We start from the raw sequence: 12,299 nt of genomic DNA on the forward strand, positions 1-12,299 counted from the left end.
ATTGGACGGCCGCCCCGCCCAAATTCGCGACTTCGAAGTGAGGCATTTGCGCCACCCCGGATGCGGTTCCGGTGGATGGCCGCCATGCGGCCCAAATTCGGCACAATGCCCGCTTAGCGAAAACGATTAACGAACGGTTACGCTCAACCGCGCGTCGCATACGATCCGAGCTTAGAGAGCCCCATGCGAAAGATGCCCCCGAGCCGGGAGGTCCAGCGCGAGCGCCGTGCCTGGGCCATCGAGTCCGACAGGTGGACGCACGAGCGCCATGTCGAGAAGGGCTATCGCATCAAGTGGGGCTACGTCGCGATCGCCTACCTCGTCGAGTTCATGGTCATCGGCGCCTCGCTCTGGGGCGCCTGGCTGTTCGCGGCGGTCTACAGCGACGGCGACAACCACGCCTTCTACTTCATGCTGCTGGCGCCGCTGGTCTACGCCGCGGTCGAGCTGTGCCGCGTGCCGCTCGGCATCCTGGCGCGGACGCAGCGCTCGTACTTCATTCGCGCGCTCGCGGTCGTCGGCATCATCTTCGCCGCCGGCGTGACAACGAAGTCGGTCTCGCAGCTCGGCGAGATGATGTTCCATCCCCGCCTGATGGAGGCCTCCAAGACCAAGACCGCGCTCAAGGACGCGCAGGCCGACCGGAGCACCATCGACAACCGCATCGCCTCGGCCGACGCCCGGGTCGCGCAGTACACGACCGAGCTCGACCAGATCGAGAAGCGCGCCGCGGACAACGCGGCGCAGCTCTCGGCGCTGCCGGCGCAGCGCTGCGAGAAGGTGTTCGGCACCAACAGCCGCGGCGTGCGCTACCAGAACCTGAAATGCGTCACCGACCCGCGCACCGCCACGCTCTCGTCGAGCGTCGCCAAGGCCTCGGCCGATCGCGGCGTGCTGACCAAGGATCTCGAGGAGGCGCGCAAGGCCCGTGCGCAGCTCGACCGCGGCGCCGCCGAGCGCAAGGTCGCAGACGCCGAGCAGGCCTACCGCAACGCCGTGAACCGCTCGCAGCTGCACTCCTTCACGGCGATGGTCTACGGCGTCGATCCGATCGACGTGTCCGAGCAGCAGGTGCACGCCTTCCTGCGCATCTTCGTGTTCCTACCGGCCCTCTGCGCCGCCTTCGCCTCGACGATCCTCGCGCTCTGCGCTGTCTCGGTGCGCAAGACCTTCATGGACGAGGACGACCTCGGCGCCGCCGTGAACCCGGAGGCGACGCCCTACATGCTGGAATCGATCACCGAAGCGCTGAAGCAGAACCTCGAGCCGGTGCTGCCGCGGCAGAACCGTGAGGCGGCGACGGGCGCGGTGATCCCGATCAACCGCCCGGCCACGGGGATCGCCCCGGGGATCGCGGCCGCGAACCAGCCGAACCTTCCGGCCGCCAGCGCGGGAGCGGGCGCATGAGCTACGTCGCGCAGGGGTCGCCGGAGAACATCGCGCTCGCGCAGCAGGTCAACGGCCGGCTGCGGGCGGAATCCCGCATCGTCTTCGCCCGCGCCTTCCTGTTCCGGGCGGCCGGCGCGGGGATCTTCACCGCGCTGGCCGGCATCGGCATCGGCGCGGCGGCCTACGGCTGGGCCACGATGAACCAGTTCGACACCGCCGCCGAGAAGATCGCCGCCGCGATGCAGGCGGCGCTCTCCGACGTCACGCTCAAGACCAAGGGCGAGGTGACGCTGACCGACAACGTGCTGAAGCTCGAAGGCGGGCTGTCGAAGGCCGCCGGCGCCCCGACGCCGACGAAGGCGCAGCTCGGGGCCGACGCGGTGCCGGCTTCGAAGGCGATCGTCAACACCACCTTCACCGTGTTCAAGCAGGTGCCCTATCTCGACGGGCAGATCGTGACCGGCTGGAACTTCAAGGACAGCGCCGACCAGCCGTACCAGCAGTACTGCTACTTCTCCCGGCGGTCCAACGAGTCGAAGGGCCAGGTGGAGATCAAGATCGATCTCGCGATGGACGGTAAAACCCTGCCACAACCGCAAAAATCGGACGTGAATCTTGCGATCCTCGCCTCGAACTGCGTCTGGCACGACGGCAAGTCGCTGTAACGCAGGCCGACACGACGCCATCGCACGAAAAAACGGGTCCGAGGAAACGCTTCCCTAACCGCTCGCGCGCCAGGATGCGTCTGCACGAACGTGCGTGCAGACGTGATCCGAGTACCGCCGATGGACGACCTTCTGCGCGAGTTTCTGACTGAGAGCAGCGAGCATCTCGACACCGTCGACACGGAACTCGTCCGGTTCGAGCAGGATCCGAACAACGAGACGATCCTCCGGAATATCTTCCGCCTCGTGCACACCATCAAGGGAACCTGCGGCTTCCTCGGCCTGCCGCGGCTGGAAGCACTGGCGCATGCCGCCGAGACCCTGATGGGTCGCTTCCGCGACGGTCTCGCGGTGACCAGCCCGGCCGTCAGCCTGATCCTCGCGACGCTCGATCGCCTGAAGCTCATCCTCGCCGACCTCGAAGCCACCGGGACCGAGCCCGCGGGCAGCGACGCAGACCTGATCGAGGCGCTGGAGCGCATGTCGCTCGGCACGCCCGAGGCCGCCGCAGCTCCCGAGCCCAAGATCGCCGAGGCCAAGCTACCGGAGCTTAAGATTCCGGAGCCGAAGCTGCCCGAGATCGTCGTGCGCGAGAGCAAGCCCGGCGAGGTCTCGCTCGAGGACCTCGAAGCCGCGTTCCTCGCGGCCCCCGGCCCCGACGATGCCCCCTCCGCCTGGATGCCCGAGCCGGCGCCGATCGCTCAGGCACCGGTCGCCCCGGCTCCGATCGCACAGGCGCCGGCGGCCCCCGTGCAGGAAGCTCCGGCCCCGGTCGCGAAGGCCCCGGTGTCGGGCGATGCGCCGGCCGAGGCCCCCGAGGGCGGCCTGGCCAAGATGCAGACCATCCGGGTGAACGTCGACACCCTCGAGCACCTGATGACGATGGTGTCCGAGCTGGTGCTGACCCGCAACCAGCTCCTCGAGATCGCGCGCAAGCACGAGGATTCGAGCTACAAGGTTCCGCTGCAGCGGCTCTCCCACGTCACGGCCGAGCTGCAGGAAGGCGTCATGAAGACGCGCATGCAGCCGATCGGCAACGCCTGGCAGAAGCTGCCGCGGGTGGTGCGCGACCTGTCGAGCGAGCTCGGCAAGCAGATCGACCTGGTGATGCTCGGCGCCGAGACCGAGCTCGACCGGCAGGTCCTTGAGGTCATCAAGGACCCGCTGACCCACATGGTCCGGAACTCGGCCGACCACGGCCTCGAATCGACCATGCAGCGGATCTCGGCCGGCAAGTCGGCCCGCGGCTCGATCCGCCTCTCGGCCTACCATGAGGGCGGGACCATCACGATCGAGATTGCCGACGACGGCAAGGGCCTCGATCTCGTCGCGATCCGGAAGAAGGCCGTGGAGCGCGGGATCGCGACCCAGGCCGACGTCGAGCGCATGACCGACGCGCAGGTCGCAAAGTTCATCTTCGACGCCGGGTTCTCCACCGCGGCCGCCGTCACCTCCGTCTCCGGCCGCGGCGTCGGCATGGACGTGGTGAAGACCAACATCGAGACCATCGGCGGCGTGATCGACATCGCCACGCAGAAGGGCGTCGGCACCACCTTCACCATCAAGATCCCGCTGACGCTGGCGATCGTCGCCGCCCTCATCGTCCGGGCCGGCGAGAGCCGCTTCGCGGTTCCGCAGCTCGCGGTGCTCGAGCTGGTGCGGGTCGACGCCACCGCGCCGCAGCGGATCGAGCGCATCAACGACGCGCAGGTGCTGCGCCTTCGCGAGCGGCTGCTGCCGATCGTGACCCTTAAGGGCCTGCTCGGCCAGGACGACACCGCGACCGAGACCGGCTTCGTGGTGGTGGCCCAGGTCGGGCGCCAGCGCTTCGGCATCCTCGTCGACGAGGTCTTCCATACGGAGGAGATCGTCGTGAAGCCGATGTCCTCGAAGCTGCGCCACATCCCGCTGTTCGCCGGCAACACCATCCTCGGCGACGGCGCCGTGGTGCTGATCGTCGACCCGAACGGCATCGCGCGGCAGGTCAGCCAGGGCGCGCAGGGCGGCGGCCCGATCGAGGCCGAGGCCGAGGCGGCCGAGCTCGGCGACCCGAAGACCACGCTCCTCGTGTTCAAGGGCGGCGCCGGCAGCTTCAAGGCGGTTCCGCTGTCGCTCGTCACGCGGCTGGAGGAGATCGACGCCGGCAAGGTCGAGTGGCTCGGCGGGCGTCCGCTGATCCAGTATCGCGGCCGGCTGATGCCGCTGGTCCCGGCCGACGAGGCCATCGCGATCCGCACCGAGGGGACGCAGGCGCTGGTGGTGTTCTCCGACGGCGACCGGGCGATGGGCCTCGTGGTCGACGAGATCGTCGATATCGTCGAGGAGCGCCTCGACATCGAGATCACGGCCGAGCGTTCGGACCTGATCGGGTCGGCGGTGCTGCGCGGCCGCGCCACCGACATCATCAACATCGCCCACTTCCTGCCGCTGGCCTACGACGACTGGGCGCGCGGCGCGAAGGCGGCCTCGGCGAAGACCGCCACGCTGCTGCTCGTGGACGATTCGGCCTTCTTCCGCGACATGCTGAGCCCGGTGCTGAAGGCCGCCGGCTACCGCGTCGTCACGGCGCCCGGTGCCGAGGAGGCGCTCGCCATCCTCCAGGCGGATGCGCGGATCAGCGTCGTGGTGACCGACCTGGAGATGCCGGGCCGCAGCGGCTTCGATCTCGTCGGCGCGATGCGGGCGGGCGACCCGCGGGTAGCCGGCCTCCCGGTGATCGGCCTCACCGGCACCATCGGGGCCGATGCGGTCGAGCGGGCCCGCACCCTCGCGATCAGCGACCTCGTGGCGAAGTTCGACCGCAGCGGCCTCGTCGCGGCGCTCGCCGAGCTCGATGCCGCGCCGAACGCGGCGCTCCGCGCCGCCTGAGACCGGCCCGTCCCGACGGTGCCGCGCCGATCCCGGCGCGAACCGACCATCCTGGTTTGACGGCGCCGCGACGCCGGGGAGACACCACCATGCAGGCTGCCAACAGCAACGCCACGGAGGCGGGAACGACCCAGGACTTCGTGACCGTCTTCGTCGGCGATACGATGTTCGGGCTCGCCATCGACCGGGTGCACGACGTGTTCATCCCGGCCGGCGTCACGCCGGTGCCGTTGAGCCCGCCCGAGATCGTCGGCCTGCTGAACCTGCGCGGACGCGTCGTCACCGCGATCTGCCTGCGCCGCCGGCTCGGCCTTCCGGCGGCCGAAGGTGCGGCGCGCATGGCGATCGGCCTGGAGCAGGGCGGCGAGACCTTCGCCCTCGTGGTCGACGGCGTCGGCGAGGTGCTGAAGCTCGGCGTCGAGACGCACGAGCCGGTGCCGATCAACCTGGATGCCCGCTGGCGCGACCTCGCCCTCGGCGTCCATCGCCTCGACGGCCGGCTGCTCGTCATCCTCGACGTCAACGCGCTGCTGGTCTTCGCGTCCGAACGCGCCGGCGCGACCGCAGCGTGACGTCGCCGACAGCAAACAGCCGAGAGGGCAAGACGCCGTGACCATCGCTTCAGCCGAAACCCGCACCTGCCTCGTGGTCGACGATTCCGCCGTGATCCGGAAGGTGGCGCGGCGGATCATCGAGACGCTCGGCTTCGACGTCTCGGAAGCCGAGGACGGCAGCGACGCCCTGCTGCGCTGCGCCGAGGCGATGCCCCAGGTCATCCTGCTCGACTGGAACATGCCGAACATGGACGGCTACGCCTTCCTCCAGGCCCTGCGCCAGCGGCCCGACGGCAACGGCCCGAAGATCCTGTTCTGCACGACCGAGAACGACGTCGGCGCCATCGCCCGGGCCCTCCGGGCGGGCGCGGACGAGTACATCATGAAGCCGTTCGACCGCGACATCCTGACGGCCAAGCTCGAGCAGGTCGGCGTCGTCCAGGCCGCGGCCTGACGCAGGCCCGATCCGGCTGCCCGCGTCGGCTCGGTCGAGCCGGCTGGACCGCGACGTCGAACGACCCCCACTCCCCCATCGTCATTGGGATGCCGAACCCATGCTGGCCGCCAACCCGAGCCTCGCGCCCAAGCCGTGGGCGACCGCGTCCGTGCCGATCAAGGTGCTGATCGCCGACGACTCGGCCGTGGTGCGCGGGCTCGTCGCGCGCTGGATCGGCGAGGCCGGCTTCACCGTCGTCGGCACCGCCTCGAACGGCCGCATCGCCGTGGAGATGATGACGCGGCACGATCCGGACGTGGTGCTGCTCGACATCGACATGCCCGAGCTCGACGGCACCGAGGCGCTGCCGCGCATGCTCGCGGCCAGCCCGACCGTGCAGGTCGTGATGATGTCGACGCTGACGACACGCAACGCCGACATCTCGCTCAGGTGCCTCGCCCTCGGCGCGGTCGATTATCTCGCCAAGCCCGAGAGCAACCGCGGCGTCACCACCTCCGACGCCTTCCGCGCCGACCTCGTGGAGCGGGTGCGGCTGTTCGGCGCCGCCCGCGCCCGCCGCCGCGGCCCGGCGCCGGCCCCGATCGCGCCCGGCGCCGCCCCCTCGCCGATGCCGGCCCCGGCGGCGCCGCGCCCGAGCGCCCCGGTCACCCTGCGCCCGAAGGCTCGCACCGGCCTGGCGCCCCGCGTCCTTCTCGTCGGCGCCTCGACCGGCGGCCCTCGGGCGGTCGGCGAGATGCTCGAGAAGATCGGCGCGGCGACGCTGCGCCGGCTGCCGATCCTGATCGTCCAGCACATGCCGCCGATCTTCACCGCGGTCTTCGCCGAGCACCTCGCCACCCGCACCGGACTCGTCGCGGCCGAGGGCAAGGCCGACGAACGGCTCGAGCCCGGGCGGATCTACGTCGCGCCGGGCGGGCGCCACATGGGCCTGACGGGGGGCGCCGGCCGAGAGCCGGTGATCCGCCTCGACGACGGACCGCCGGTGAACTTCTGCCGGCCGGCCGTCGACGTCCTGTTCAAGGACGCCGCCGCCCTGTTCGGGGGCGCAACCCTCTCCGTCGTGCTCACTGGCATGGGCTCGGACGGCACCCACGGCGCCCGCGCGCTGTGCGAGGCCGGCGGCGCCGTGCTCGCACAGGACGAGGCGACGAGCACCGTCTGGGGCATGCCCGGCAGCATCGCCAAGGCGGGGCTGGCCCAGGCCATCCTGCCGCTTCCCGAGATCGGCCCTGCGCTGCGCGCCATGATCACGGGACAGACGGCATGACCGAGCTCGAATTCGATTTCCTGCGCGCCTATCTCAAGCAGCGCTCCGGCCTCGCGCTCACCCCCGAGAAGCGCTACCTCGTCGAGAGCCGGCTCACCCCCGTCTGCCGCCGCTTCGGCCTCGCCACGCTGCGCGACCTCGTCGGCACCTTGAAGATCTCGCGCGATTCGTCGATCGAGAAGGCGGTCGTCGAAGCGATGACCACCAACGAGACCTTCTTCTTCCGCGATCGGACGCCGTTCGATCTGTTCCGCGACGTGCTGCTGCCTCAGGCGATGGCGCGCCGTGCCGGCCAGCGCCGGCTGCGCATCTGGTGCGCGGCGGCCTCGACCGGCCAGGAGCCGTATTCGCTCGCGATCCTGCTGCAGGAAGCTGGCGCCAAGCTTGCCGGCTGGCAGGTCGAGATCGTCGCGACGGACCTGTCCACCGAGGTGATCGAGAAGGGCAAGCTCGGGCTCTACAGCCATTTCGAGGTGCAGCGCGGGCTGCCCGTGCAGTGGCTGCTGAAGTACTTCACCCAGATCGGCGAGCAGTGGCAGATCGCCCCGGCCCTGCGCGCGATGATCGATTACCGGCCGCTCAACCTGCTCAACGGCTTCGAGGCGCTCGGCTCCTTCGACGTGATCTACTGCCGCAACGTGCTGATCTACTTCGATACGCCGACCAAGGCCGACATCCTCGGGCGGCTCGCCGAACGGCTTGCACCCGAAGGCGCGCTTCTTCTCGGCGCGGCCGAGACGGTGATCGGCCTGACTGACCGGCTGAGCCCGAACCCGCAGCATCGCGGCCTCTACGGCGTGGCGCAACCGGCCCTGCGCACGGCGCCTCCGCTCCCCGCCGCGTTCCCGCAATTGCGGGTCGCCGCCCGCTGACTCGGGCGAGCATCACAGTACGATTTACGCTGCGGGAGGAGGGGGGAACGGCCGCTGGGCGCCGCTGGAAACATACCGAAACATTAAGGCGAACAGATCCTTAACCGCGGCGTGGGCACTTTGCACACGGACCCGCGGCCGGGCGTTTCCGGCAGCTTCACGGGAAAGCCGCCCATGAGTTCGATCTCCAGCACCACCGCCTCGCAGATCCAGGCGCCGCAGCGCCCGGCGCACGCCCACAAGAACCGGGTCGCCTCCGAGATCGACAGCGAGGCCTCGGCCGGCACCATTTCCGCGACCGACGCCACCGCGCTCACCAGCGCCCTCGACTCGATCGACGCCAGCCTCAAGTCCGGCGAAACCGCGAACGGTGCCGCGTCGGCATCGTCGAGCACCTCCGCCGCGTCGCGGCTCGACCCGTCCCAGATCAAGAGCCGCATCGACGGCCTGATCGCCGACCAGGTCACCAACGGAACGCTGACCAGCGACCAGGCGGCGACGTTGACGTCGCTGTTCGCCAAGGGAGGCGCGAAGGGCGAGGCAAAGGATGGCGGGGTCGGCGGTGCGGGCGGCCCGCCCCCGGGACCGCCCTTCGGCGCGGCGCCGGACGGCAACGACCTGTCCGATGCGTCGAGCGCGGATCCCGGCGCCTCGGCCTCAGGCAGCACCAGCACCGCGTCGACGAGCGATCTGCTGGCGAGCTTCATCAAGCAGCTCCAATCGACGCAGGCGAGCGCGACCGGCTACGCGTCGAGCGGGACTTCCAGCACGAGCAGCAACGCCTCGGCCCTCGTGCTCGACTTCCGCAGCTGAGCCGCATCGGCGCGCGCGGTGTCGCCATCCTCGGGGCGAGCGAGCCGGCACCGCGTCCTCGCCCGACACATCGTCCGTCCCCGGCGATGCCGCGAGACAACCGCCGGCCTCAGCGGGTAGGACGCGGTCTCGACGCGAAGCGAGCAGGAGACATTCGATGACGGCAAGGCCGAAGGTCGCGTTCATCGGCACCGGCGGGACGATCTCGTCGCTCGGTCGCGATTCCCTCGACATCCTCGACTACACCGCGACCGGGAACCGCCTGGAGGCGCAGGCGATCCTCGATGCCGTGCCGGAGGTGGGCGCGGTCGCCGAGATGGTGCCGGTCGCCTTCCGCGCCGTGCCGAGCCCGGCGATCGGCTTCGCGGAATGGCGCGACCTGGCGACGACCTGCGAACGCCTCGTCGCGGAGCATCGCGACCTCGCCGGCATCGTCATCGGGCACGGCACCGCCACCCTCGAGGAGACCGCCTACGCCCTGAGCCTGACGCTCACCGTCGACGTCCCGGTGGTGCTCGTCGGGTCGCAGCGGCCGATGAGCGCCCTGTCGAGCGATGCCGGGCTCAACCTCGTCGCGGCGATCCGCACGGCGGCGTCGGCGCAGTCCCGCGGGCGCGGCGTCCTCGTCGTCCTCAACGACGAGATCCAGGCGGCGCGCGAGGTGACCAAGACCTCGGTCGCCCGGCTCCAGACCTTCCGGACGCCGGATTTCGGGGTGCTCGGCCACGTCGACGGCGCCTCGGTGCAGTACTACCGGCGCTCGGAGCGGAGCCACGCTCCGGGAACGCCCTTCGACATCCGCGCGCTCGAAGCGCTGCCGCGGGTCGACGTGTCCTACGGCTATGCCGACGCGGACGGCACGGCGGTGCGGGCCTTCCTCGCCGCCGGAGCGCGGGGCATCGTCTCGGCGGGGCTGGCGCCGGGCATGACGCCGCCGCGCGAAGCCGACGCCCTCGAGCAGGCCGCCGCCGCCGGCATCGTCGTGGTGCAGTCGACCCGGGCGGGCAGCGGCGTCGTCCCGCTCACCACCCGCCTGAGGGAGCGCGGCATCCTCAGCGCCGACAACCTGACGCCGCAGAAGGCCCGCATCCTGCTCGCGCTCGCCCTGACGGTGACGCGCGAGCCCGCGGAGATCGCGCGGATGTTCGCCACCTACTGAGACGCGTCGGGACGGGCCGAACCCGATTTCGGCCTCCGCCATCGACAAGGATCGGAGGGTGGAGCAAGACGGTGCCATGGCAATGGCGGCATCATCCATCGTCTCCCTCTCCGGGCCGGAACGCGAGCGCATCGCCGCGTACCTGGCCGAGATCGCCTGCGCCGCCGGCGAGATCCTGCTCGGCCACCACGGCAACGACTGCCCGCACGTGCTCAAGGTGGACGGCTCGCCCTCGAGCCATGCCGACCTCGAGGCCGAGCAGCTGATCCTGGCCAAGCTCCTGGAACGGTTCCCGGCGATCCCGGTGGTGGCCGAGGAGACCTGCCACGACGTGCCGCCCGCCGACCGGTTCTTCCTGGTCGACCCCCTGGACGGCACCCGCGACTTCCTCGCCGGCAGCCCGGAATTCGCCGTGTGCATCGCCCTGATCGAGGGCAACCGCCCGGTCGCCGCGGCGCTGGCCGCGCCGGGCGTCGGCCGCGTCTGGCACGCGGGTGTCGCCGCGCACGAGGCGCCGATCGAGGCCGGCCGCCCCGGGCCCTCTCGCGCCGTCCGAACCCGGCCCGAGCCGCGGGACGGGCTGACCGCGCTCGGCAGCCGGCGCCACGGCGATTCCGAGACCGAGGCCTGCCTCGACGCGCTCGGCGTGACATCGCGCCGCGCGGCCGGCTCGGCCCTCAAGTTCGCGCTGATCGCCTCGGGCGAGGCCGACCTCTACGTCCGCTGCGGACCGACCATGGAATGGGACACCGCGGCCGGCGACCACATCCTGACCGCCGCCGGCGGCCGTGTCGTCACCCCCACCGGCCGGCCGATCATCTACGGCCGGCACGCGATGGCCTATCGCAACGGCCCGTTCGCGGCTCTGGGCGATCCGGCGCTCGCCGCCCGGGTCGCGCTTCCCGATCGCGGGCCGATCCTGCGGCCGCGGGAGGGCGCAGCGGTGACGCGGCTCACTCCCGTCCTCCGTCCGTGAGCGGCTGCAGGCTCGGCCAGGACGCCTCCGCCCGCTCCGCGAGCGTGGGGTCCGCCAGCACCCGGTCCCGTCGCTCGGCGTTGCGGAACAGGTAGAGGCGCTCCTCGATCACCGCGAAGACCAGCGGATCGGCGTCGACCAGCCGTCCGTCGAGGATGCCGACGACGTCGTATCCGCCCAGCCGCGGCGTGTAGACCGTAGGGTCGCGCAGGTAGGCGGCGCGGTTGGCGGCACCGGCGAAGCGCCAGGTCCTGCCGCCGCCGGAAGCCTCGAACGCGGACGAGCCCGCCCGCGGGCCCTTCGGCAGGAAGTAGCTCACCGGGTCGAAGCCCGAGAGCGCGAGCGGGCCGGCGACGGGCGTCTGTCCGATCGCCGGCTCCGCGAGGCCCGCCAGGACGAGGATGGCGCAGTCACGCCGCGTTAACCACATCGTGTCCACCTATCCCTCAGCTCGCGCCCGGATCGACCGCCGTGCGCTCCGGCGGCAGGTCTGCCGCATGTCCTTGGGGGCGGACGCAAGGCATCGTCCAGGTGCGCATCCAAGTCCAGGCGCGCGATCGCGTCCCATTACGGCGCCGCCTTCAGCGGATCGAGGAGGAACCATGACCACACCCGATTCCCCCCGCACGGCCACCCTGCGGCAGGACGCGCCGACACGCCGCCGCGCCCTGGCCGGCCTGAGCTCGGCCGGGCTCCTCGTCGCGTCGACGGCCGCGTTCGGCGTTTCCGCGAGCGTGCCGGCCTCCGCCCGCGGCGTCGAGGATCCCGGCGCGCCGGAGACCTTCCGGCCGCGCGAGATCGTCGATTCCGGCCACAAGTTCTTCGGCAGCGTCTCGCGCGGGCTGGCGCTCACGGTGCAGGAGGCGACCAAGCGCTGGGGCGAGCCCAACGGCTACATCCTCGGCCAGGAAGCCTCCGGCGCCATCGTCGGCGGCGTCCGGTACGGCGAGGGCACGCTCTACACCCGCAATGCGGGCCAGCGCCGGATCTACTGGCAGGGCCCGACCCTCGGCTTCGACATCGGCGGCGACGGCGACCGCACCATGATGCTGGTCTACAACCTGCCGGCGGTGAATGGGATCTACCGCCGCTTCGGCGGGGTCGACGGCTCGGCCTACTTCGTCGGCGGCTTCGGCATGACGGCGGTGACCAACGACGGCATCGTCGTGGTTCCGATCCGGACCGGCGTCGGCGCCCGCCTCGGCATCAACGTCGGCTATCTGAAGTTCACCGGCACGCCGACCTGGAACCCGTTCTGACGCGACCGAATCGCGACTTC

The 12,299-nt window shown here is 71.0% G+C and carries 12 protein-coding genes; 11 read left to right on the forward strand and 1 reads right to left on the reverse strand.

The features are described from left to right. Positions 1–183 precede the first annotated feature (183 nt). The 10 genes from ACFZ8E_RS05255 (at position 184) to ACFZ8E_RS05300 (ending at position 11,020) form a co-directional block, all read left to right on the forward strand. The gene (locus ACFZ8E_RS05255) at positions 184–1,407 is read left to right on the forward strand and encodes an ATPase (RefSeq protein WP_147726976.1); all 1,224 of its coding nucleotides are present in this window, start codon (positions 184–186) and stop codon (positions 1,405–1,407) included. After that, on the forward strand, positions 1,404–2,054 hold the full coding sequence (locus tag ACFZ8E_RS05260; RefSeq protein WP_405042231.1) for a hypothetical protein: 651 nt from the start codon (positions 1,404–1,406) through the stop codon (positions 2,052–2,054). The genes ACFZ8E_RS05255 and ACFZ8E_RS05260 overlap by 4 nt, the downstream gene beginning before the upstream one ends. Before the next feature lie 120 nt (positions 2,055–2,174). Continuing rightward, complete coding sequence (locus ACFZ8E_RS05265) at positions 2,175–4,922, forward strand: chemotaxis protein CheW (protein ID WP_405042232.1); 2,748 nt, start codon at positions 2,175–2,177, stop codon at positions 4,920–4,922. Positions 4,923–5,011: 89 nt separating this feature from the next. Then, positions 5,012–5,494, forward strand: a complete 483-nt coding sequence (locus ACFZ8E_RS05270; RefSeq protein WP_147726973.1) for a chemotaxis protein CheW — start codon at positions 5,012–5,014, stop codon at positions 5,492–5,494. A gap of 43 nt (positions 5,495–5,537) precedes the next feature. Further along, complete coding sequence (locus ACFZ8E_RS05275) at positions 5,538–5,930, forward strand: response regulator (protein WP_147726982.1); 393 nt, start codon at positions 5,538–5,540, stop codon at positions 5,928–5,930. Between the two features lie 100 nt (positions 5,931–6,030). After that, a complete protein-coding gene (cheB, locus tag ACFZ8E_RS05280) occupies positions 6,031–7,200 on the forward strand; it encodes a chemotaxis-specific protein-glutamate methyltransferase CheB (protein ID WP_405042233.1) in 1,170 nt (389 codons plus the stop codon). Continuing rightward, positions 7,197–8,072: a protein-glutamate O-methyltransferase CheR gene (locus ACFZ8E_RS05285; protein WP_147728296.1), complete on the forward strand. Its 876-nt coding sequence runs from the start codon at positions 7,197–7,199 to the stop codon at positions 8,070–8,072. Before cheB ends, ACFZ8E_RS05285 begins: the two co-directional genes overlap by 4 nt. Positions 8,073–8,246: 174 nt before the next feature. Continuing rightward, positions 8,247–8,885, forward strand: a complete 639-nt coding sequence (locus ACFZ8E_RS05290; protein WP_405042234.1) for a hypothetical protein — start codon at positions 8,247–8,249, stop codon at positions 8,883–8,885. Between the two features lie 157 nt (positions 8,886–9,042). Continuing rightward, entirely contained in the window at positions 9,043–10,044 is a 1,002-nt protein-coding gene (locus ACFZ8E_RS05295) for an asparaginase (RefSeq protein ID WP_405042235.1), read from the forward strand. Positions 10,045–10,126: 82 nt separating this feature from the next. Further along, the gene (locus ACFZ8E_RS05300; protein WP_243936394.1) at positions 10,127–11,020 is read left to right on the forward strand and encodes a 3'(2'),5'-bisphosphate nucleotidase CysQ; all 894 of its coding nucleotides are present in this window, start codon (positions 10,127–10,129) and stop codon (positions 11,018–11,020) included. On the opposite strand, the gene ACFZ8E_RS05305 is transcribed toward ACFZ8E_RS05300, so the two are convergent. After that, positions 10,998–11,450, reverse strand: a complete 453-nt coding sequence (locus ACFZ8E_RS05305; protein ID WP_243935531.1) for a YHS domain-containing (seleno)protein — start codon at positions 11,448–11,450, stop codon at positions 10,998–11,000. The two genes, ACFZ8E_RS05300 and ACFZ8E_RS05305, sit on opposite strands and share 23 nt — an antisense overlap. Positions 11,451–11,622: 172 nt before the next feature. Here ACFZ8E_RS05305 and ACFZ8E_RS05310 point away from each other — a divergent pair, with 172 nt between their 5' ends. Continuing rightward, on the forward strand, positions 11,623–12,279 hold the full coding sequence (locus ACFZ8E_RS05310; protein WP_147841206.1) for a DUF1134 domain-containing protein: 657 nt from the start codon (positions 11,623–11,625) through the stop codon (positions 12,277–12,279). The last annotated feature ends 20 nt before the right edge of the window (positions 12,280–12,299 follow it).

This window comes from Methylobacterium sp. HMF5984 (assembly GCF_045033435.1).
Classification (GTDB): domain Bacteria; phylum Pseudomonadota; class Alphaproteobacteria; order Rhizobiales; family Beijerinckiaceae; genus Methylobacterium.